This is a genomic window from Paracraurococcus ruber, assembly GCF_004353985.1.
Classification (GTDB): domain Bacteria; phylum Pseudomonadota; class Alphaproteobacteria; order Acetobacterales; family Acetobacteraceae; genus Paracraurococcus; species Paracraurococcus ruber.
The window spans coordinates 14153-34544 of record NZ_SMOA01000049.1 but is presented as its reverse complement, the minus strand read 5'-3'; the positions used below and the strand labels follow the sequence as shown (position 1 = coordinate 34544).

The following is a 20392-nucleotide window of genomic DNA, read 5'->3' as shown; positions in this document are numbered from 1 at the left end:
CGGGCGGCGCTCAGCCCGGCGAGAGGTTCATCGCGGCGACGATCGGCGCCCAGCGGGCAATCTCCGTCCCCACCAGCCTTGCGGCCGCCTCGGGCGAGGGATCCGGCCAGGTCTCGCAGCCCGCCGCCGCCAGGCGCTGCCGCACCGCCGGGTCGGCCAGCGCGGTGCGCGCCGCCGCGGTCAGCGCCGCCACCGCCTCGGGCGGGGTGCCGGGGCGGACGAACAGCGCCTGCCAGATGGTCATGTCGTAGCCGGCGACCCCGGCCTCGGCCAGGCTCGGCAGGTCGGGCGCGACGGCGGAGCGGCCTTCGGTGGAAACCGCGAGGCCGCGCAGCTTCCCGTCCCGCAGCAGCGGCAGGATCATGGTCGGGCTGTCGATGGTCAGCTGCATCCGCCCGGCGACGAGATCCTGCACGGACGCCGCGGCGGCGCGGTAGGGCACGATGGTGAAGGTGACGCCGGCGCGCTGGCGCAGCAGCTCGCCCGCCATGTGGTTGCTGCCGCCGGGATTGGTGGCGCCGTAATTCGCCGCCTCCCCCTGCTGCTTCAGCCAGGCCAGTAGCCCCGGCACGTCGCGCACCGGCAGGTCCGGGTTCACCGCCAGGATGAAAGGCTGCCGCGACACCAGCGCGATGGGCTGGAAATCCGCCACCGGGTCATGCGGGAATTGCGGGTAGATGGCCTTCATCACCGCGTGGTTGTTGGTGGCGATGAACAGCGTATGGCCGTCGGGCGGCGTGCGCTGGAAGGCCTGCGCCGCCACGGTGCTGCCGGCGCCGGCGATGTTCTCCGGCACCACCGGCCGGCCGAGCAGCGGCCCCATGGCATCGGCCAGGATGCGGCCGACGATGTCGGTGACGCCGGCCACCGCGACGGGGATCACCAGGCGCAGCGGGCGGTTGGGGAACCGCTCCTGCGCCCGTGCCGGGGCGGCGAGGAGGGGCAGGGCGAGCAGGCTGCGGCGGTTCGGCATGGCGGGGCCCTTTCCTGTGCGGTGGCGCACAGCGGCGCGCTGGACGGCGAAGCAACCGCCGCGCCAGAGTGCCGGCCCCCGGGAGAGACGCATGACGCCCATCACCCTGCAGGAACCCTTCCGCGCCGTCTTCTACGCGCCGTTCTACGCCGCCCTGGCCCGCGGCGACTATGCGCGGGAGGGCGTGGAGGTCACGCTGCGCGAAGGCGGCATCCCGGCGAATGCGAAGGATGCGGTGCTCGCCGGGCTGGCCGACCTGGCCTGGGGCGGGCCGATGCGCATCCTGCTGGCGCATGAGGCGGATCCCGCCAGCCCCTTGCGCAATTTCGGCGCGGTGGTGATGCGCGACCCCTTCTTCCTGGTCGGGCGCGGGGCGCGGCCGGGCTTCCGCCTCTCGGAACTGGCCGGGCTGCGCCTGGGCACCGTGGCCGAGGTGCCGACCCCCTGGTGGACGCTGCAGCATGACATCCGGCTGGCCGGGCTTGACCCCGCCACCGTGTCCCGGGTGACCGACCGCAGCATGGCGGAGAATGCCGCGGCGGTGCTGGGCGGAAGGCTGGACGTGGCGCAGCTGTTCGAGCCCTTCGTCACCCAGCTCGAGGACCAGGGCGGCGCCATCTGGCATGCCGCCGCCGGCCGCGGCCCGACCGGCTACACCACCTTCACCACGACGACCGAGCGGCTGCAGGCGCGGCGGGCGGAGTTCAAGGCCATGCTGCGCGGCCTAGCCCGCACCCTGGCCTGGGTGGCGGAAAGCCCGGCCGAGGCGCTGGCCGACTGCATCGCCGGCCATTTCCCGGACCTGCCGCCGCCGGTGCTGGTGCGCTGCCTGGCCCGCTACAAGGCGGTGGGGCTGTGGACCGCCGACCCCTTCTACCCGGAGGACGCCTTCACCCGGCTGGAGACGGCGATGTTCACCGCCGGCGCCATCACCCGCAAGCCGGGCTTCGCCGCCACCGCCGACAACGCCATCGTGGCGGAGGCGCTGGCGGGCTGGCAGGGCAGATCCCGATGAGGTGGAATCGCCTGATCGGGTGAAGAGGCCCTTGGATTCGGAAGACCAGGGCGGTTGCCGTGGGCCACTGGCGAACGGAGACCGCTCCCGTGTCCTGGCCGCGAAGGTCGCAGCAACCGGCTGCGAAGGCAGCGGACAAGCAGGCCACTGCAAACAGGGGCGAGTGGTCCGAACCGAAATTCGCCGCCACTGGCGGCGAGCTTCGGATTCGGGACACTAGGCGCGGCGGGCGAGTTCCGCCGCCACCTCGGCCTCGACCGCGGCCAGCAGCCTTGCGGGGAAGTGGCGCGGGATGCGTTCGCCGATCAGCACGAGGCGGGTGCGGCGGTCGCCGCCGGGCCAGGCCTCCAGCCAGTCCAGCGGATGCACCATGTGCTGGATGGCATGGACCACCGCGGGGCGGTCCGGCTGCTCGGCCAGCGCGACCAGCCCCTTCAGGCGCAGCAGGCGCGTGCCGCAATGCTCGGCCAGGCCCTGCATCCAGAGGGTGAGGGCGAGGGCGGGCAGCGGCGCCTCCCGCTCGATCACCACGGAGCCGAGGCCGGCGGTGTGGCGGGCCGCCCAGTCGGGCAGGGCGGCAGGCGGCGGCGCGGGGGCGAGGAGCCAGCCGGGATCGGCCGCGCCGTGCTCCGCCGCGCGCAGCGGCGCGGCGGGGTTCAGGGCGCGGATCGCCGCCTCCGGCACCGGCGCGAGGTCCGTCTTGGTGACCAGGATGCGGTCGGCGAGCAGGACCTGCCGCTGCGCTTCCGGGTGGCGGGCCAGGGCTGCCGCGCCATGCAGCGCATCCACCAGCGTGACGACGCCCGCGAGGGCATGGGTGGCGGCGAGCGCGCGGTCGGTCATCAGCGCATGCAGGATGGGGGCGGGGTCGGCCAGCCCCGATGTCTCCACCAGCACGCGGCGGTAGCGCGGGACCTCGCCGGCCTCCCGCCGCGCCAGCAGGTCCAGCAGGGTGCGCGTCAGGTCGTCGCGCACCACGCAGCAGAGGCAGCCGGTGGAGGCGCTGACGAAGCTTTCCTCGCTGGCGGCGATCAGGTCGTGGTCGAGCGGGACCTCGCCGAACTCGTTCACGATGACGGCGCTGTCGGCCCAGGCGGGGTCGCGCAGCACGCGCCGCAGCAGGGTGGACTTGCCGGCGCCGAGGAAGCCGGTGACGACCGAGACCGGGATCATGCCTCGGGCCGCGCCACGCGCAGGCGGCGCGCCTCGGCGGTCTCGGCGCCCATGGCGTTGCGCAGGGTGCGCAGCAGGCCGAGCACCGAGGTGCAGGGCCGGCGCTGGCCGGGCCGTTCCACCCACCAGCGGATCGGGTGGTCGGCGGGCGCGGCGGGAAGGACGCGCAGCGCGCTGCCATCGGGCGCGGCGAGCGTGACGGCGCCCCCGGCGACCGCGGGCCGGCCCGGCACATCCCACAGCGCCAGCGCGTCGGCCAGCAGGTCGCGCAGCTCCGGCGGCGTCATGCGGTGCGCGTCAGGCGCCGCCGCGCGTCACAGCGCCGGCGCGGCGCGGATCTCGTCCGGCACCTTGCGCGGCAGCCATTCGCCGCCGCGGTCATCGCCCAGCCATTGCTCGCCATCCACCACGATCTTCCCACGCAGGATGGTCATGGCCGGCCAGGCCTCGACCTCGCGGCCTTCCCAGGGCGAGTAGTCGCTCTCATGCATCGCCTCGGCCTTCACGGTGCGGCGGAGCGCGGGGTCGAGGATGCAAATATCGGCATCCGAGCCCGGCGCGATGGCGCCCTTGCGCGGATAGAGGCCCATGATCTTCGCCGCGTTGGTGGAGACGCGGTCGACGAACTGCCGCAGGGTGAAGCCGCGCTTCCTCATCTCGGAATACATCAGGGCGACGCGCGGCTCGACGCCGGAATTGCCGCCGGTGGTGTCGTCGATCCGCTTGCCCTGGGTCTTGACCGAGAGCGAGCAGCACAGCTCGTCCGTCGCCACGCAGCCGATGGTGCCGTCCATGGCGCCGCGCCACAGCTCGTCCTGGTCCGCCTGCGACTTCAGCGACGGGTAGGTGTGATAGATCTGCCCGTTCGGCTTCTTGTAGTCCTCGCTGGTGTAGAGCATGTACTGGTGCAGGCTCTCGCCATAGATCGGCAGGCCGCGGCCGCGCGCCTCCCGGATCGCGCGCACGCCGTTGCCCGCGCTCACATGCATCATGTACAGCGCGGTGCCCGGCACATGCTCCGCCAGGCGGATGATGCGGCGGAAGGAGATATCCTCCGACAGGGTGTTGTGCACCTCCGCCATGTTCTCGAAGCCGGCGCGGTTCTCGCGGAATAGCTTCGCGTACATGTGCATGACGATGTCGTTGTCCTCGGAATGGATGACGCCGAGGCCGCCCTTCTTCGACAGCACCTGGAACACTTCCCAGATGTCGCCGAAATCCACCATCCGCCCCTTGCGGCTGGGCGTGATGTCGGTGGTGAAGATCTTCACCGTGCTGTGCCCGGCCTCGATCGCCTCGGCGATCTGCCCGGGCAGTTCGGGCGGCAGGTCGCCCTCGATCATCGTGTGCAGCGCCCAGTCGCAGGGGCTGCCATCCGCCCGCCACTCGGCCATCCGCTCCTCGATCGCGCCCTGCACGGTCTTGCCATGCATCCAGCGGGTGAAGTCGATGATGGTGGTGGTGCCGCCGAACAGCGCCGCCTTGCCGACCACGCTGGGGCCCTTGGTGTATTCGATGGCGCCGCCCGGGCCGTAGGTGGGCCAGAGGCAATGGGTGTGCGGGTCGATGCCGCCGGGCATCACCACCTTGCCCACCGCATCCACCAGCCGCGTGCCGGCCGCCAGCGGGAAGCCGCCGCGCTGGGCGACGGCGACCACCTTGCCGCCGGCGATCGCCACATCGGCCGGGCCGATGGCATGCGGCGTGACCACGCAATCGCCCGTGATGACCAGGTCCACCATGGCGCGTCCCCCGCAACGGCAGCGCCACGCGCCGCCCCGATTTCCCCGACGGGCGGGAATCCTGCGCCCGGCCCGGCACCGGCGCAAGGCTCGGTCGCTCCGCCCCCGGCGGAAGGCTTGCCCGACCGCGCCGCGCTGCCGAGAATGCGGGGGCCGGGAGGGCCGCCATGGCACGCACGCTGTTCGACAAGATCTGGGATGCGCATGTCGTCGCCGACCTCGGCGAGGGCTGGGCGCTGCTGCATGTGGACCGCGTGCTGCTGCACGACCTGTCCGGCGCGCGGGCATTGCAGGAGGTGGCTGAGCGTGGCCATCGCCTGGCGCGGCCGGAGCTGGTCTTCGCCACGCCGGACCATGCCGTCTCCACCGCACCGGGCCGGACCAGCGAGACCTTCGCCGGCGGCGCCCGCAGCCTGGCCAACCTGCGCAAGCGGGCGCGGGAGACGGGCATAAGGCTGTACGACCTGGGGCAGCCGGGCAACGGCATCGTGCATGTGATGGCGCCCGAACTCGCCATCGTGCTGCCGGGCCTGACGCTGGTCTGCGGCGACAGCCATACCTGCACCAATGGCGGCGTCGGCGCGCTGGCCTTCGGCATCGGCGCCAGCGAGCTGGCGCATGTGCTGGCGACGCAGACCCTGGCGCAGCGCCGGCCGCGCAACATGCGCATCCGGTTCGAGGGCGCGCTGCCGCCGGGCGTGACGGCGAAGGACATGATCCTGCACGCCATCGGCCGCTACGGCACTGCCGCCGGCACCGGCTATGCGGTGGAATATGCCGGCAGCGCGGTGCGCGCCCTGCCGCTGGAGGCGCGGCTGACGCTGTGCAACCTCTCCATCGAGATGGGCGCGAAGATGGGCATGGTGGCGCCGGACGCGACCACCTTCGACTACCTGGCGTGCCGGGAATTCGCGCCGAAGGGAAGCGCCTGGGACGCCGCGCTGGCCGACTGGCAGGCGCTGCCGAGCGATGCCGAGGCGCATTTCGACAGGGACCACCGGATCGAGGCCGCCGACATCGCGCCGCAGGTCACCTGGGGGACGAGCCCGGAGCAGGTGCTGCCGGTGACGGCGGCGATCCCGCAGCCGCGCAGCGCCGGCGACCGCGCCGCCCTCGACTATATGGGCCTGGAGGCGGGGCGGCCGATCGCGGGGACCAAGGTGGATTGGGTCTTCATCGGGTCCTGCACCAATTCGCGGCTCTCGGACCTGCGCGATGCCGCGGCGGTGCTGCGCGGGCGGCGGGTGGCGCAGGGCGTCACCGCCTGGGTGGTGCCGGGCAGCGAGACGGTGAAGCGCGAGGCCGAGGCCGAGGGGCTGCACCGGCAATTCCTGGCCGCGGGCTTCGAGTGGCGGGAGCCGGGCTGCGCGCTGTGCGTTGCGGCGAATGAGGAGAGCGTGCCGTCGGGCGCCCGCTGCGTCTCCACCAGCAACCGGAATTTCGTCGGGCGGCAGGGCACCGGGGCGCGGACGCACCTGGCCAGCCCGGCCATGGCGGCGGCGGCGGCGCTGGCAGGCGCCATCGCCGATGTGCGGGGGATGGCGTGATGCAGCCCTTCACCACCGTCACCGGCATCGCCGCGCCGCTGCTCTGGGCCAATGTCGACACGGACATGATCATCCCCGTCCAGCGCCTGGTCGGCACCGGGCGGGACGGGCTGGGGCCGCATGGGTTCGAGCGGTTCCGCTACCTTCCCGATGGCGGCGACAACCCGGACTTCCCGCTGAACCGCGCCCCCTTCAAGGGCGCCCCGATCCTGCTGGCGGACGAGAATTTCGGCTGCGGGTCGTCGCGGGAAGGCGCGGTCTGGACGCTGATGGGCATGGGCCTGCGCTGCGTCATCGCCCCCAGCTTCGGCGACATCTTCCACAACAACTGCTTCCAGAACGGGCTGCTGCCGGTGCGGCTGCCCATCGAGGTCATCCGCCGCATGGCGGAGGCGATGGAGGAAAGCCCGGGCAATGCCCGCGTCACGGTGGACCTGGACCGCCAGGTGGTGGTGACGCCCTGGGGCGAGGCGGTGCCCTTCGCGGTGGATGCCCGCAAGCGGGAGGCGCTGCTGAGCGGCCTCGACGAGGTCGCCCAGACCTTGCAGCGCGCGGACGCGATCGCCGCCTGGCAGGCGCGCGACCGCGCGGCGCGCGCCTGGGCCTGGGACCCGGTGGGCTGACCCGGCCCGCCCGGGCCGGCAGCGTGGGCGGCTGCGCGCCGCCCCGCGCCCCGCATCACGACGAGCGGATCTCCACCTTGCGGAAGCGCACCACGCCGCGGTCGTTCGGCACGCCCGCGGCGTCGCGGATGCCGAGGCCGTGCTGGAGCGCGATGCGGCCGTTGCGGAACTTGCCGTCCCGGGCGCCGTCCACCGTCTTCTGACCGTTCAGCACCACGGTGAAGGCGTCGCCGCGCGCGGTGATCTCGAAGGTGTTCCAGCGGCCGCCGGCGCGCGGCATCGGGTCCACCGCGGCGAGGTCGACGATGGCGCCGGTGCCGTATTTCTGTTCCGGCCGCTCGTCCCAGACATTCACCTCATAGGCATTGGCCGCGGTGATCTCCTTCGGGTTGGTCGCGCGGATGTAGATCCCGCTGTTGGTCGCGGCATCCACCCAGAACTCCGCCCGCAGCTCGAAATCGGCGTAGTCGCGGACGGAGACGAGGAAGCCGTTGCCGCGGTCGGCGACCAGGGCGCCGTCCTCGACGCGCCAATTGGCCTCGCCGATCCTCTCCCAGCCTTCGAAGTCGCGGCCGTTGAACAGCGGCGTGAAGCCGCCGGCCTGGGCCAGGGCGGGGCCGGGCCGCGCCAGGCCGAACGCGGCGAGCGGCAGGGCGAGCGCGAGGGTGCGGCGATGCATGCTGGTGTTCCTCCCCTTGGGTCCGGGTCGGCCCGGACGCGCACAGGCTAGGATGCCGCGCCGGCCTGTCCAGGGTGGGGCGGCCCGGTCAGTCCACCCGCGCGCCGGACCGGCGGATGACCTCCCCCCAGCGGAGATGCTCGGCCTCGAGGAAGCGGGCGAAGCCCGCCGGGTCGCTGCCGATGGCCTCGACGCCCAGGCCCGCCAGGCGCTCGCGCAGCTCCGGCCGGCGCAGCGCGGCGGCGAATTCGGCGCCGAGCCGCGCGGCGATCCGCGCCTCCACCCCGGCGGGGAAGAGCGCGCCCTGCCAGACCGTGACATCGAAGCCGGGCAGGCCGGATTCGGCGATGGTCGGCACATCGGGCAGGGACGGCGCGCGGCGGCCGCCGCTGACCGCCAGCGCCCGCAGCTGCCCCGCCGCGATCCCGGGGGAGGCGGTGAGGACGTTGTCGAAGCCGATGGCGACGTGCCCGGCCATCAGGTCGGTCAGCATCGCCGGGCTGCCGCGATAGGGGACATGCAGCAGGTCGATCCCGGCGGTGACCTTGATGAGTTCCATCGCCAGGTGCCCCGCCGTGCCGTTGCCGGCCGAGCCGTAGGAGAGGGGCGGCGCGCTGCGGCGGGCCAGGTCCAGCAGCTCCGCGGCATTGCGCGCGGGCAGGGCGGGATGGCCGACCAGGACATAGGGCGCCGAGGTCAGCAGCGAGACCGGGGCGAAGTCGCGCCGCGCATCGAAGGGCAGTTGCCGGAAGAGGTGCGCGTTGTTGACGTGGCTGGGCCCGGTCAGCAGCAGGGTGTAGCCGTCCGGCGCCGCGCGGGCGACGGCCTCCGTGCCGATATTGCCGGCGCCGCCGGGCCGGTTCTCCACCACGAAGGGCTGGCCCAGCCTCTCGCCCAGCGCCTGGGCCAGGGGCCTGGCCACCACATCGGCGCCGCCGCCGGGGGTGAAGGGAACGATGACGCGGACGGCGCGGCTCGGCCAGGCATCCTGCGCCGCGGCGGGCGCGGCGAAGGCGACCATGGCGAGGACGAGGTGCCGTGCCCATGCCGTCATGCCCGTGGTCTCCCCCTGCCTGCGCAGGGGGCGCGGCAAGCAAGACTCAGGCCGGGGCCCGCGCCCTTGCAGGAGGGGGCGGGCCCTGCCGGCGTCACGCGATGGGCCGGCCGAGCTTCGCCTCGTAGCGCCGCGCGAAATCGGCGCTGGCCTGCGGATTGATGATCCGCGGCGGCATCCGGCCCTTCGCCGCATCGGCGAAGGCCAGCGCCGCGATGCGGGTGATGTTCGCCCGGCTTTCATGCGTCACGCCCGCCGTGTGCTGGGTGACGATTACGTTCGGCATGTGCAGCAGCGGGTGGTCGGGGTCGGGCGGTTCCTGTTCCCACACATCCAGCCCGGCCCCGGCCAGGTGGCCGCTGCGCAGCGCCGCGTGCAGCGCCGGCTCGTCATGGATGTTGCCGCGGGCGGTGGTGACGAAGATGGCGCCCGGCCGCATGCGGGCGAAGCTGCCGCCGTCCAGCAGGTTGCGGCTCTCGGCGCTCAGCGGCAGGTGCAGGCTGACCACGTCGCTCCCGGCGAGAAGCTCGGCCATCTCCACCTTGCGGGCGCCGCGGGCGGCGATGGTGGCGGCATCGAGATACGGATCGCAGGCGAGGACCGGGCAGGAGAAGGCGAGCCGGACGATCTCGGCGACGCGGGTGCCGACATTGCCGATGCCGACCAGCCCCACGGTGCGGTGGCGCAGCTCGCGGCCCATCAGGGCATTGCGGTCGCGCGCCTTGCCCGCCCGCATGGCGGCGCCGGCTTCCGGCATGCGCTTCAGCAGCGCCAGCATCATGCCGACGGCGTGCTCCGCCACGCCTTCCGCATTGCCGCCGGCCTGGTTCACCAGCAGCACGCCGGCGCGGGTGCAGGCCGCCGGGTCCACCGGGTCGTAGCCGGCGCCGGTGCTGCCGACCATCAGCAGGCCCGGCAATTGGGCCAGCAGCGACTCGTTGACGTGGAAGGGTTTCGGTAGCTCGTCGCGCGATGCCATGCAGTAGTAGGCATCCACCTCCCGCAGCGCCGCCAGCACGGCCGAGTCGGGCTGATCCAGCGGGATGCGCACCACCTCCAGCTCGGGGTGCTGGGCGGCGGTGTCGAGGAAGGACTGGTGCGGGACGTGGGAGAGGTAGCCGACACGAAAGCGGCGGGGCGCGGGCACGGGACGTCCTCCTCGGATCCTTTGCCGGCCTTTGTATCCCGCTCGCCCCGGGGCGAAAAGTTGCGGGTCCCGGGAATCCGTTTTGCCCCTGGCGCGTTGCCCGGGGTGATGCACCGCGCCCTCCGCAGCCACCAGCAGCAGCTTGCCGGGCTGGTGGAGGCGATCGCGACCGGCCAGACGGACCTGGCCGACATCCTGGCCGCCGTCACGCCGGGCGGGGGGAAGAGCCTGCTGCCGGTGATCGCCGCGGCGCGGCTGATGGCGGCCGGGGTGGTGGAGCGCGTCTGCTGGATCGTCCCGCGCGACAGCCTGCGGCTGCAGGCGGAGGAAGCCTTCGCCGACCCGACCTGGCGCGCCGCGCTGGGGCACGGCGTCTCGGTCCGCGCGGCGGAGAATGCGCCGGATCCCTGCCGCGGGCTGCAGGGCTGGATCACCACCTACCAGGGCGTCGCCGCGGCGCCCGACCTGCACCTGCAGGAGTTCCGCCGGCACCGCACGCTGCTGGTGGTCGATGAGGTGCACCACCTGCCGGCCGAGGCCATCGCCGAGGCGCCGGAGGAAGCCGCCTGGTCGCGCGCCATCCTGCCGCTGCTCGAGCATGCGGCGGTGCGGCTGCTGCTGTCGGGCACGCTGGAACGCGCCGATGGCCGGCCGATCCTCTGGCTGCCCTATCGCAAGGGGGCCGGCGCGCGGGTGCGGGAGGTGGACCTGCAGGCGCCCGGCTTCGCCGTCATCGGCTACAGCCGCGCCCAGGCCCTGGCCGAGAAGGCCGTGCTGCCGGTGGATTTCGGCGCCCTGGACGGGGAGGCGGAGTGGCTGGACGAGGAGCGCCGCCGCACCGGCCCGCACCCGATCTCCGGCCCGCCGGAGGTGGGGCGCGCCGCGCTGTTCACCGCGCTGCGCACCGGCTTCGCGCGCGACCTGCTGCGGCGCGCCTTCGCCGCCACGCGCGACCTGCGCGCCGAACGCCGCCTGCGGCTGGGCCTGGCGGCGGGCGAGACCGGCATGGGCCTCGGCAAGCTGCTGGTGGTCGCGCCGGACCAGGAGAATGCGCGGCAGTATCTCGGCTGGCTGCGGGGCTGGCTGCCGAAGGACCAGGCGGGGACGGTGGCGCGCATCGCCACCTCCGACGAGAAGGATGCGCAGGAGGTGCTGGCGGCGTTCCGGCTGCGGCCGGAGCCCAGCGTGCTGGTGACCGTCGCCATGGCCTATGAGGGGCTGGACGCGCCCGGCGTCTCGGTCTGCGCGGCGCTGACCCATATCCGCTCCCGCGCCTGGCTGGAGCAGATGATCGCCCGCGCCACGCGCGTCGACTTCGCCGCCGGCCCCTACGAGACGCAGCGCGCCGTTGTGCTGCACCCGGACGACCTGCTGTTCCGGCGGTTCCGCGAGAGGATCGAGCGCGAGCAGGGTACGCTGGCGCGGGAGAAGGCGCGCCGCCGGCAGGGCGAGCTGGAGATCGGCCCGGAGGGGGAGCGGGAGCCGCCGATCGTCCCGCTCTCCTCCAACGCCACGGCGCTGCACTGGCACCGGCTGGCGCCGGGCCCCGAATTCGCCGCCGCCCGCCCCGTCGCCGAAGCGGCGCCGGCCGAGACGCCCTCCGCCCGCGAGCGTGCGCTGCGCAGCCGCATCGGCCAGATGGTGGCGGCGCAGGTGCTGGAGGACGAGGGCGGGCTGCGCATCCCGCGCGGCGGCGTCGCGCACCATGCCTATGCCGCCGTGCTGAAGCGCGTGATGGGCAAGGGCCGCGCCGAGATGTCGCTGGCCGAGCTGGAAGCGACGCTGGCCTGGCTGGAACGCAACCGGATCGCCGACCACCTGGCGCTGCTGGAAGGCGACAGCCGCTACGGCTGGACCGTGCGGCAGCGCCGCTTCGACTTCAATGCGGGGCGGTAGAATCGCCAGGCGCGGCCTGCCGCTGCCGCTGGCCGGGCGCGGCCGATCCCGCTGACCCGCCCGCGCGATCCGCTGCGCATCCACCGCAACCCCAGGAGGCTTCGGTTGTTTCCTTGGCGCCACACACGCCGAGGAACGACCATGCCCCGCACGCGATCGCCTCTTGCCCTGCTGGCCTGCGCGCTGGTTCTGCCCGCCGCCGCCTGGGCCCAGTCCGCGCCCAACCTGCCGGAATCCCCGGCGTCCACGCCCGCCCCGGCCGCGGTGCCGGACGCGCCCCTCGGCGCCGAGCGCCCGCGCGAGGGCGGCAGCGTGCTGCCCATCCCGACCTGGCGCGACTACAACGGCCAGCTCGTCTCCACCCAGGGCAACAAGCTGTCCGAGCCCGAGCGCATGAATGCCGGCAAGCCCTACACCCCGCTGCCCTGGGGATCGGTGGTGGCGAATGTCCCGGGCATGAATGCCGGCCCCTCCGTGCGGCCGCTGATGCCGGGCGCCATCGTGAACGCGCAGCCGAGGATGGGCGCCGGCAAGGCGCCGACCACGCTGGCGGAAGGCGTCCGCCCCGGCGAGACCGCGCATATGCAGGCCGGCCCCGGCACGCGGCCGCTGCCGGTGGGCGCGACGCCGGCCGACATTGTCGCCGGCGGCAATGCCGCGGCGCGGCCGGCCGAGACGAGCATGGTGCCGGGCGCGGGCCTGCCGGGGCAGGTGACGCCGGGGACCACCACGCCACCGACCAACTGACCGCCGGCGAGGGGGCATCGGACGCAGTCCGTCCGAGGCCCTCTCGCGCTCTCCCGCCAGGGGCCGCACGGCCCTTGGAAGCCTTCGGGCCTAGGTGGCGAAGCGGATCAGGGCCTCCGCCACCGCCCGTGGCTGTTCCGGCAGCAGGGCGTGGCCGGCATCCTCGATCACCGAAAGCGTCACGCTGTCCCCAAGCGCCGCCCGCAGCGCCTCCAGCGTCGGCACGGGCGCGATCATGTCCTGCGCCGCGGCGACATACAGCGTCTCATGCCGGTCGGCGCAGCGGCGCCAGTGATCGTCGGTCGCCGCCGTCGCCTCGCGCTGCATCGCCGCCACCGGCGGATGCCAGCCGGCCAGCCAGACCCGCGCATCATGCCCCGGCGCGAAATAGCCGCGCTGCAGATGCCCGAGGCGCTCCGCCTCGCTCAGCGCCGGGTCGAAGCTGCCATTGATCGCGGCGCGCATGGCGGGATCCAGGGTCTGCGTGACCGAGGCCGCCAGCAGCGCCACCCGCCGCACTGCCTGCGGCCGGCAGGCGGACAGCGCCCGCGCCACCCAATTGCCGAAGGCATGGCCGGCGACCAGGGCCGGGCCGACGGCCTCCGCCGCCAGCACCGCTGCCGCATCCTCCGCCAAGTGGTAGAGCGTCAGGCCGTGCATCGGCCCTTCGGACTCGCCGATGCCGCGCGGATCGGGCGCCAGCACGCGAAATCCGGCCTGTGCCACCAGCGGCCCGACCTCGCAGAAATCCTCGGCGCCGCGGCCGAGCGAGGCCAGCAGCAGCACCGCCGGCCCAGCCCCCCAGGCATGCCAGCCGATGCGTGCCGGCCCGCGCACCACTGTCCGGGTCTCCATCCTGCTGCCCCCCCCCCGTTGCGGCACCCGCGCGCTGCCGCGCGCGACGCCGCCTTCTTGCATGGTCCTAACGCGGTTTGCCGGCGGGCTGAACGGCGATCCGTGCCGGCGCGGATGCCGGATGCCGCCCAGGGGGCGGCGCGGCGTTCACTTCCGCCCGGGATCCGCGATAGGCTCCCGCGAAAGGGAGGATCCCGGCATGCCCGACCGCTTCGACCCCTGGACGCCGGGCATCGAGCCCGTGGTGCCGACCGAAGGCTATGCGAGCACCTTCACCCATACCCCCACCCTGCCGCCGATCCGCCGCCGCGCGACGCGGACCGAGGCGACCGGGCCGGTGGATCTCTGGCGCAAGCTGCCCTGCGGCGACGACAACCTGGCGGTGGTCTCGCCCGGCCGGCCGGCCATGGGGCAGCTGATCCACATCGCCGGCCGCATCCTGGACGAGGATGGCCGCCCGGTGCCGGGCGCGGTGGTGGAGCTGTGGCAGGCCAATGCCGCCGGCCGCTATTTCCACCCGAACGACACGCGCGACGCGCCGCTGGACCCCGATTTCATCGGCAATGGCCGCATCCGCACCGATGCCGAAGGCCGCTACGCCTTCTTCACCATCAAGCCCGGCGCCTATCCGGTGCCCGGGCCGGGCTTCTGGTGGCGGCCGCCGCATGTGCATTTCTCGGTGCTGGGGCCGGCCTCGCTCTCGCGCCTCGTCACCCAGATGTATTTCCCGGGCGATCCGCTGAACCCGCTGGACCGCATCCTGATGTCCGTCCCCGATGCCGCGGCGCGGGAGAGGCTGGTGGCGCAGCCGATCCCGCCGGCCGAGGCCGGGATGGGCTGGCTGGGCTGGACGCATGACATCGTGCTGCGCGGCCGCGCCGCGACGCCGGAATTGCCGTGATGCACCACCCGACCTCGCAGGCCACGATCGGGCCCTTCTTTCCCCGGACCTTCTTCCGCGAGGGCGACAACGACCTCCGCCGCCTGACGGCGGAGGCGGCGCCGACCGCGCGCGGCGAGTCCATCCTGCTGCGCGGGCGGGTGACGCGGGAGGGCGGGGTGCCCTGCGTCAACGCCATCCTGGAAGCCTGGCAGGCCGATGCGTCCGGCCGCTTCCGCCACCCGGCGGATCCGGAGGCGCATCTGGCCGACCCGGATTTCGGCGGCTGGGGCCGCGCCTGGACCGATGCGGATGGCCGCTACGAGTTCCGCACCGTGCTGCCCGGCGCCTTCACCGAGGGCAATCGCCGCCGCGCGCCGCATATCGGGCTGGTGGTGATGGCCTCCGGCCTCATGCGGCAGTTGCAGACGGTGCTGTTCTTCCCCGGGATGGCGGAGAACGCGGCCGACCCGGTGCTGGACCTGGTCCCGCCCGCCCGCCGCCGCCTGCTGCTGGCCGCGGCGGATGGCGAGGCGGATGGCATGCGTGCCTTCCGCTTCGACCTCCGCCTGCGCGGCGACGCCGCCGTGGAGACGCCCTTCTTCACGGAGTGAAGGCCCGAGGGTTCCAAAAGCCCTTCGGCCATACGGGGACCCCGTGGCGGGAAGTGTCCGGGAGGGGCGGAGCCCCTCTCAGATCGCCGACCCACCCGGCTGCGGCGCATCGATCCGCAGCAGTTCCACCATCGGCGGCGCCGTCAGCACCTGCGCGAAGGCGTGCATCCAGTCCTGCGGCCTGGTCTCGCCGCCATGCTGGCGCAGCGTCTCCAGCTGATCGAGGCTTTTCAGCTCCACCTCGAATTGCAGCGCGGCGCCGCCCTGGCCCCGGGTCAGCGGCACCAGCAGGCGGCCCTTCAGCCCGGCGCCCTGCGCCGCCGCGACCTCCCGCCGGATGAAATCCATGGCGCGCTGCCGGTCCGCCGGCCGCACGTCGTAGGAAAAGCGCGCGAGGTACATCCGGACCCTCCCCGAAGGCGGTTCGCGGCCCCAGCGCGCCGGCACGTGGCGGGTTGCGGCGTGGAAACGGAAACGGCGCTGCTTTGTTGTAGCCCGGCACAGAGGCCAAGGGACCGGGACCATGGGCGCACGCGCCGAAACCACCACGCCGCGCGTGATGCGCCGCTCACGCATCCGGGAGGGTTCGCCCTTCCCGCTGGGCGCCACCTGGGACGGGCTGGGGGTGAATTTCGCGCTCTTCTCCGCCAATGCGACGAAGGTCGAGCTCTGCCTGTTCGACGATGCGGGGGAGACGGAGCTGGAGCGGCTGGAGCTGCCGGAATACACCGACGAGGTCTGGCACGGCTACCTGCCGGAGGCGCGGCCGGGCACCATCTACGCCTATCGCGTGCATGGGCCCTACGAGCCCGAGGCGGGCCATCGCTTCAACCCGAACAAGCTGCTGCTCGACCCCTATGCGCGGGCCATCGTCGGCGACCTGACCTGGGGGCCGGAGGTCTTCGGCTACACGCTGGAATCCGAGGACGACCTCACCTTCGACACGCGCGACAGCGCCAAGCTGATGCCCAAGTGCCGGGTGATCGACCCGGCCTTCACCTGGGGGCGGGAACGCAGCCCGGCGGTGCCCTGGGACCGCACCATCGTCTACGAGACGCATGTGAAGGGCTTCACCAAATGCCGGCAGGACCTGCCGGAGGAGATGCGCGGGACCTACCAGGGCCTCGCCTCGCCGGAGGTGGTGGCCTATCTGCGCGGCCTTGGCGTCACCTCGGTGGAGCTGCTGCCGATCCACACCTTCGTCCATGACAGCATGCTGCTGGACAAGGGGCTGGTGAACTACTGGGGCTACAACACCATCAGCTTCTTCGCCCCGGCGCGCAGCTATGCCCGCAACCCGGCCTTCGCCTTCTCCGAGTTCAAGGAGATGGTGGCGCGGCTGCACGATGCCGGGCTCGAGGTCATCCTCGACGTCGTCTACAACCACACGGCCGAGGGCAATGAGCGCGGGCCGACCCTGTCCTTCAAGGGCATCGACAACGCCAGCTACTACCGCCTGCTGCCGGACAAGCCGCGCTACTACATCAACGACACCGGCACCGGGAACACCTTCAACCTGTCGCACCCGCGCGTGCTGCAGCTGGTCACCGACAGCCTGCGCTACTGGGCGACCGAGATGCGGGTGGACGGCTTCCGCTTCGACCTGGCGACCATCCTGGGCCGCGAGCCCTACGGCTTCGACGAGGGCGGCGGCTTCCTCGACAGCTGCCGGCAGGATCCGGTGCTGTCGCGCGCCAAGCTGATCGCCGAGCCCTGGGACATCGGCCCGGGCGGCTACCAGGTGGGCGGCTTCCCGCCGGGCTGGGCCGAATGGAACGACCGCTTCCGCGACACCGTCCGCGCCTTCTGGAAGGGCGACGAGGGCCAGGCGGCGGAGCTCGCGGCGCGCCTCACCGCCTCGGGCGACAAGTTCAACAAGCGCGGGCGCAAGCCCTGGGCCAGCGTGAACTTCATCGCCGCGCATGACGGCTTCACGCTGAACGACCTCGTCTCCTACAACGAGAAGCACAACGCGGCGAATGGCGAGGACAACCGCGACGGCCATTCGCACAACCTGTCCTGGAACCACGGCGTGGAGGGGCCCACCGACGACCCCGAGATCCATGCGCTGCGCGAGCGGCAGAAGCGCAACATGCTGGCGACGCTGCTGCTGAGCCAGGGCACGCCGATGATCCTGGCCGGCGACGAGTTCGGCCGCACGCAGAAGGGCAACAACAACACCTACTGCCAGGACAACGAGCTGAACTGGGTGGACTGGGCCGGCATCGATGCCGACGGCCAGGCGCTGGCCGCCTTCGCCCGCAAGCTGATCGCGCTGCGCCAGGGCTTCGCCGTCCTGCATCGCGGCCGCTTCCTGACCGGCGCGATGGACGAGACCGCGGGGGTGAAGGATTCGACCTGGCTGACGCCGGCCGGCGCCGAGATGGCGCCGGAGCACTGGTCCGACGGCAACACCCGCTGCTTCGGCCTGCTGCTGGACGGCCGCGCGCGCGCCAGCGGCATCCGCCGCCCGGCCTCCGACGCCACCATGCTGATGGTGGTGAACGCGCATCACGACGTGGTGGAGTTCGAACTGCCGGAGCCGCCGGCGGGCCAGCGCTGGCTGCTGCTGATCGACACCAACCGGCCCGAGCTGGAGGAGCCGGAGCCCTTCGAGTTCGGCCATCCCTACATGGTGACGGGGCGGTCCTTCCTGCTCTTCGTCCTGCGGCCGGAGCGGGGCGGCGGGGCGATCCTCGCCGTCGCGCGGGCGGCGCTGCTGGCCGGTACCGCGCCGCCGCCGCTGCCGGAGGCGTGACGCCCGGGGAGGGGCTCCGCCCCTCCCGGCCCCCGGCCGCCGGAAGCCGGACGGCCTTCGGACGCCTCGGGCCTGCCGCAGGCTGCTGCAAAGGAACCTTGTTCCAGTCTGGAGGGTTGCCCGGGTCCCCAGGGCGGGTCCCGGGCGGATGGGTCCATCCGGTCCCGTGACCATGCCCGGCAACACGGGCCGGGGCATGCGGCGTGCGCGGATGCGGACGCGGACGCGGCATGCGCCGGCGGAGACCGCCTTCCTTGACCCTAGATCAGGCCTTCGCCTTCGGCATCCTGGCCGGCACCCTCGGCCTCTTCGCCTGGGGCCGGCTGCCCTACGACGTCGTCGCCATGCTGGCGCTGCTCGCCGGCCTCGTCACCGGCATCGTCCCGGCGAAGGAGGCCTTCTCCGGCTTCGGCGACGACATCGTCGTCATCGTCGCCGCCGCCCTGGTCGTCAGCGCGGCCGTCGCCCGGTCGGGCGCCGTGGAAGCCGCCATGCGGCCGCTGCTGCCGCGCCTGACCACCGCCCGCAGCCAGGTGCCGGTGCTGGTCGGCGCCGTGATGCTCGCCTCGGTCTTCACCAAGAACATCGGCGCGCTGGCGCTGTTCATGCCGGTCGCGCTGCAGCTCGGCCGGCGCACCGGCACGCCGGCCTCGGCGCTGCTGATGCCGATGGCGTTTGCGTCCCTGCTCGGCGGCCTGGTCACGCTCATCGGCACCTCGCCCAACATCATCGTCGCGCGGGTGCGGGCGGAGCTGCTCGGCACGCCCTTCGGCATGTTCGACTATGCGCCGGTCGGCATCGCCGTCGCGCTGGCCGGCTTGGGCTTCCTCGCCTTCGGCTGGCGGCTGCTGCCGGGCGGGCGGCAGGGCCAGGCCTCCATGGGCTCGGCCGTCAGCATCGCGGCCTATGCCACCGAGGCGACCCTGCCGGCCGAAAGTCCGGTGACGGGCCAGGACATCGCCGCGCTGCGGGCGCTCTCGGACGGCGAGGTCACCGTCGCCGCCCTGCTGCGCGACGGCCGCAGGCGGGACGCGCCGGGCGATGGCTGCGTGCTGGACGCCGGCGACCGGCTGATCCTGGCCGGCGCGCCGGAGGCGCTGGAGGCCCTGGTCGCCCGCGCCGGCCTGCAGCTGCAGGCGGAGAAGCACGCCGCCGCCGAGGCGGAGGACCAGGAGATGGCGGTGGTGGAAGGCGTCGTCACCGCCGAATCGCCGCTGGTCCGCGCCACCCCGGCCGGCGCCCGCCTGGGCGAGCGCTTCGGCGTCGGCATCCTGGCCGTCAGCCGCCGCGGCGAACGGATCGCCGAGCGGCTGAACCAGCTCCGGCTGCGCGCCGGCGACGTGCTGATCCTGAAGGGGGAGGCGGCGCGGCTGCCCGACACGCTCACCGCGCTGCGCGTCCTGCCGCTGACCGAGCGCGAGGTGCCGCTCGGCCGCAGCCGCCGCAGCCTAGTCCCCATCCTGGTGCTGGGCGCCGCCATGGCCGTGGTGGCGACCAACCTGGTGCCGGTCGCGGTCGCCTTCTTCGCCGCCGCCGTCACGCTCATGCTGCTGCGCGCGGTCACGCCGCCCGAGGCCTATCAGGCGGTGGACTGGCCGGTCATCGTCCTGCTCGGCGCGCTGATCCCGGTGAGCGAGGCGGTGCGCAGCACCGGCGGCACGGACCTGATCGCCGGCTGGCTCTCGGGCGCGGTGCAGCACCTGCCGCCCATCGGCGCGCTCGGCCTCATCATGCTCGCGGCCATGGCGGTCACGCCCTTTCTCAACAACGCCGCCACGGTGCTGATGATGGGGCCGATCGCCGCCAGCCTGGCGCAGCGGCTGGAGCTGAGCCCCGACCCCTTCCTGATGGCGGTGGCGGTGGGCTCGGCCTGCGACTTCCTTACCCCCATCGGCCACCAGTGCAACACGCTGGTGATGGGGCCCGGCGGCTACCGGTTCGGCGACTACTGGCGGCTGGGCCTGCCGCTCTCCTGCATCGTGCTGCTGGTCGGCGTGCCGATGATCGCGCTGGTCTGGCCGCTGGCCGGGCGATAGGCGGCGGCGCAGCGGCCGTCATGCCGGTCGGCAGACATGCTGGCCGGCATGGTCATCGGGTCTGGGGCGCGGCCGCCACGCCGCGCGTGCGCGGCGCCGATCCGCAAGCCGGGATCAGATCCGCTCCCACAGGTGGCTCTCATCCTCCAGCCGCGCATGCTCGTCCGAAAGGAAGTCGCCGCGCGAGACGATGCCGACCAGCCGGTGCCCGTCCACCACCGGGATGTGGCGGAAGCCGCCGTCGCGCATCAGCCGCAGCGCCTCGATGGCGCGGATCTGCGGCGCGCAGCATTCCGGATCGGGCGTCATCACCTCCCGCAGGCGCGTGCCATGCGGGTCGCGGCCCTCGGCCAGCATGCGGCAGATGGCGTCGCGGCCGGTGAAGATGCCCAGCAGCCGGCCGCGCGGGTCGGTCACCAGCACCGCGCCGATGCGGTGGTTGCGCATCTCCTGGCAGGCATGCTGCACGCTGGCCTCGGGCGGCAGGGTGATGGGATGCCGCCGGGTGATGATCTCGTGCATGGGCCGGTTGGCCAAGACGCCCTCCCTCCTCCGCCATGCCGTGCCGTGACGGCGGCGCCCAGCATCCGCCGTAGCACCGGCCGGGGCCTTGATCCGGCGCAACCGCCGGATCGCCGCGCGGCCCGCCCAGC

General features: G+C 73.4%; 19 protein-coding genes. 9 read left to right on the top strand and 10 right to left on the bottom strand.

Features of this window, described 5'->3' with window-relative positions:
- Positions 1-10: 10 nt before the first annotated feature.
- The gene (locus E2C05_RS11840) at positions 11-973 is read right to left on the bottom strand and encodes a Bug family tripartite tricarboxylate transporter substrate binding protein (RefSeq protein WP_158292071.1); all 963 of its coding nucleotides are present in this window, start codon (positions 971-973) and stop codon (positions 11-13) included.
- Positions 974-1064: 91 nt separating this feature from the next.
- On the opposite strand from E2C05_RS11840, the gene E2C05_RS11835 reads away from it, so the two are divergent.
- Entirely contained in the window at positions 1065-1988 is a 924-nt protein-coding gene (locus E2C05_RS11835; protein WP_158292070.1) for an ABC transporter substrate-binding protein, read from the top strand.
- 216 nt (positions 1989-2204) lie between these two features.
- On the opposite strand, the gene E2C05_RS11830 is transcribed toward E2C05_RS11835, so the two are convergent.
- The 3 genes from E2C05_RS11830 to E2C05_RS11820 are packed head-to-tail and all read right to left on the bottom strand — an operon-like array spanning position 2205 to position 4903.
- On the bottom strand, positions 2205-3161 hold the full coding sequence (locus E2C05_RS11830) for a CobW family GTP-binding protein (protein WP_133219838.1): 957 nt from the start codon (positions 3159-3161) through the stop codon (positions 2205-2207).
- Positions 3158-3448, bottom strand: a complete 291-nt coding sequence (locus E2C05_RS11825) for a hypothetical protein (RefSeq protein WP_133219837.1) — start codon at positions 3446-3448, stop codon at positions 3158-3160. Before E2C05_RS11825 ends, E2C05_RS11830 begins: the two co-directional genes overlap by 4 nt.
- Before the next feature lie 27 nt (positions 3449-3475).
- Positions 3476-4903 (bottom strand): amidohydrolase family protein, encoded by a 1428-nt coding sequence (locus E2C05_RS11820; RefSeq protein ID WP_133219836.1) that lies wholly within the window; start codon positions 4901-4903, stop codon positions 3476-3478.
- Positions 4904-5070: 167 nt separating this feature from the next.
- On the opposite strand from E2C05_RS11820, the gene leuC reads away from it, so the two are divergent.
- Both leuC and leuD read left to right on the top strand, forming a co-directional pair.
- Entirely contained in the window at positions 5071-6450 is a 1380-nt protein-coding gene (gene leuC, locus E2C05_RS11815; protein WP_133219835.1) for a 3-isopropylmalate dehydratase large subunit, read from the top strand.
- A complete protein-coding gene (gene leuD, locus E2C05_RS11810) occupies positions 6450-7073 on the top strand; it encodes a 3-isopropylmalate dehydratase small subunit (RefSeq protein WP_133219834.1) in 624 nt (207 codons plus the stop codon). Before leuC ends, leuD begins: the two co-directional genes overlap by 1 nt.
- Before the next feature lie 55 nt (positions 7074-7128).
- Here leuD and E2C05_RS11805 read toward each other — a convergent pair whose 3' ends face one another.
- The 3 genes from E2C05_RS11805 to E2C05_RS11795 all read right to left on the bottom strand — a co-directional run bounded on the left by E2C05_RS11805 (position 7129) and on the right by E2C05_RS11795 (position 9953).
- Entirely contained in the window at positions 7129-7752 is a 624-nt protein-coding gene (locus tag E2C05_RS11805; protein WP_133219833.1) for a 3-keto-disaccharide hydrolase, read from the bottom strand.
- Positions 7753-7840: 88 nt separating this feature from the next.
- Positions 7841-8806 (bottom strand): tripartite tricarboxylate transporter substrate binding protein, encoded by a 966-nt coding sequence (locus E2C05_RS11800; protein ID WP_158292069.1) that lies wholly within the window; start codon positions 8804-8806, stop codon positions 7841-7843.
- 94 nt (positions 8807-8900) lie between these two features.
- Complete coding sequence (locus tag E2C05_RS11795) at positions 8901-9953, bottom strand: NAD(P)-dependent oxidoreductase (RefSeq protein WP_133219831.1); 1053 nt, start codon at positions 9951-9953, stop codon at positions 8901-8903.
- Between the two features lie 108 nt (positions 9954-10061).
- Between E2C05_RS11795 and E2C05_RS11790 the strand changes: the two genes are divergently transcribed.
- Together E2C05_RS11790 and E2C05_RS11785 are read left to right on the top strand one after the other, a co-directional pair.
- Positions 10062-11849 carry a DEAD/DEAH box helicase gene (locus E2C05_RS11790; protein WP_133219830.1) on the top strand — a complete coding sequence of 596 codons (1788 nt, stop codon included), beginning with the start codon at positions 10062-10064 and terminating at the stop codon, positions 11847-11849.
- A gap of 141 nt (positions 11850-11990) precedes the next feature.
- Positions 11991-12596 carry a hypothetical protein gene (locus E2C05_RS11785; RefSeq protein ID WP_133219829.1) on the top strand — a complete coding sequence of 202 codons (606 nt, stop codon included), beginning with the start codon at positions 11991-11993 and terminating at the stop codon, positions 12594-12596.
- 90 nt (positions 12597-12686) lie between these two features.
- Here E2C05_RS11785 and E2C05_RS11780 read toward each other — a convergent pair whose 3' ends face one another.
- Positions 12687-13451, bottom strand: a complete 765-nt coding sequence (locus tag E2C05_RS11780; RefSeq protein WP_158292068.1) for an alpha/beta fold hydrolase — start codon at positions 13449-13451, stop codon at positions 12687-12689.
- Between the two features lie 199 nt (positions 13452-13650).
- Here E2C05_RS11780 and E2C05_RS11775 point away from each other — a divergent pair, with 199 nt between their 5' ends.
- Together E2C05_RS11775 and pcaG are read left to right on the top strand one after the other, a co-directional pair.
- Positions 13651-14352, top strand: a complete 702-nt coding sequence (locus E2C05_RS11775) for a dioxygenase family protein (protein WP_133219827.1) — start codon at positions 13651-13653, stop codon at positions 14350-14352.
- Positions 14352-14945, top strand: coding sequence for a protocatechuate 3,4-dioxygenase subunit alpha (pcaG, locus tag E2C05_RS11770; RefSeq protein ID WP_133219826.1), 594 nt, complete (start codon positions 14352-14354; stop codon positions 14943-14945). The genes E2C05_RS11775 and pcaG overlap by 1 nt, the downstream gene beginning before the upstream one ends.
- 78 nt (positions 14946-15023) lie before the next feature.
- On the opposite strand, the gene E2C05_RS11765 is transcribed toward pcaG, so the two are convergent.
- Positions 15024-15347 (bottom strand): hypothetical protein, encoded by a 324-nt coding sequence (locus tag E2C05_RS11765; protein ID WP_133219825.1) that lies wholly within the window; start codon positions 15345-15347, stop codon positions 15024-15026.
- A 121-nt stretch (positions 15348-15468) separates the two neighbouring features.
- Between E2C05_RS11765 and glgX the strand changes: the two genes are divergently transcribed.
- Positions 15469-17703 carry a glycogen debranching protein GlgX gene (glgX, locus tag E2C05_RS11760; RefSeq protein ID WP_133219824.1) on the top strand — a complete coding sequence of 745 codons (2235 nt, stop codon included), beginning with the start codon at positions 15469-15471 and terminating at the stop codon, positions 17701-17703.
- Positions 17704-17957: 254 nt separating this feature from the next.
- Complete coding sequence (locus E2C05_RS11755) at positions 17958-19739, top strand: SLC13 family permease (RefSeq protein ID WP_133219823.1); 1782 nt, start codon at positions 17958-17960, stop codon at positions 19737-19739.
- 114 nt (positions 19740-19853) lie between these two features.
- Here the strand turns inward: E2C05_RS11755 and E2C05_RS11750 are convergent, their stop codons facing one another.
- On the bottom strand, positions 19854-20276 hold the full coding sequence (locus E2C05_RS11750) for a CBS domain-containing protein (protein ID WP_133219822.1): 423 nt from the start codon (positions 20274-20276) through the stop codon (positions 19854-19856).
- Positions 20277-20392 lie beyond the last annotated feature (116 nt).

What these genes read in the sequence shown, in the direction of transcription:
- E2C05_RS11805 (WP_133219833.1), bottom strand. Translation starts at nt 7,752, where the DNA reads ATGCATCGCCGCACCCTCGCGCTCGCCCTGCCGCTCGCCGCGTTCGGC.
- E2C05_RS11840 (WP_158292071.1), bottom strand. Translation starts at nt 973, where the DNA reads ATGCCGAACCGCCGCAGCCTGCTCGCCCTGCCCCTCCTCGCCGCCCCG.
- glgX (WP_133219824.1), top strand. Translation starts at nt 15,469, where the DNA reads ATGGGCGCACGCGCCGAAACCACCACGCCGCGCGTGATGCGCCGCTCA.
- E2C05_RS11820 (WP_133219836.1), bottom strand. Translation starts at nt 4,903, where the DNA reads ATGGTGGACCTGGTCATCACGGGCGATTGCGTGGTCACGCCGCATGCC.
- leuC (WP_133219835.1), top strand. Translation starts at nt 5,071, where the DNA reads ATGGCACGCACGCTGTTCGACAAGATCTGGGATGCGCATGTCGTCGCC.
- leuD (WP_133219834.1), top strand. Translation starts at nt 6,450, where the DNA reads ATGCAGCCCTTCACCACCGTCACCGGCATCGCCGCGCCGCTGCTCTGG.
- E2C05_RS11780 (WP_158292068.1), bottom strand. Translation starts at nt 13,451, where the DNA reads ATGGAGACCCGGACAGTGGTGCGCGGGCCGGCACGCATCGGCTGGCAT.
- E2C05_RS11785 (WP_133219829.1), top strand. Translation starts at nt 11,991, where the DNA reads ATGCCCCGCACGCGATCGCCTCTTGCCCTGCTGGCCTGCGCGCTGGTT.
- E2C05_RS11800 (WP_158292069.1), bottom strand. Translation starts at nt 8,806, where the DNA reads ATGACGGCATGGGCACGGCACCTCGTCCTCGCCATGGTCGCCTTCGCC.
- E2C05_RS11775 (WP_133219827.1), top strand. Translation starts at nt 13,651, where the DNA reads ATGCCCGACCGCTTCGACCCCTGGACGCCGGGCATCGAGCCCGTGGTG.
- E2C05_RS11790 (WP_133219830.1), top strand. Translation starts at nt 10,062, where the DNA reads ATGCACCGCGCCCTCCGCAGCCACCAGCAGCAGCTTGCCGGGCTGGTG.
- E2C05_RS11830 (WP_133219838.1), bottom strand. Translation starts at nt 3,161, where the DNA reads ATGATCCCGGTCTCGGTCGTCACCGGCTTCCTCGGCGCCGGCAAGTCC.
- pcaG (WP_133219826.1), top strand. Translation starts at nt 14,352, where the DNA reads ATGCACCACCCGACCTCGCAGGCCACGATCGGGCCCTTCTTTCCCCGG.
- E2C05_RS11825 (WP_133219837.1), bottom strand. Translation starts at nt 3,448, where the DNA reads ATGACGCCGCCGGAGCTGCGCGACCTGCTGGCCGACGCGCTGGCGCTG.
- E2C05_RS11765 (WP_133219825.1), bottom strand. Translation starts at nt 15,347, where the DNA reads ATGTACCTCGCGCGCTTTTCCTACGACGTGCGGCCGGCGGACCGGCAG.
- E2C05_RS11835 (WP_158292070.1), top strand. Translation starts at nt 1,065, where the DNA reads ATGACGCCCATCACCCTGCAGGAACCCTTCCGCGCCGTCTTCTACGCG.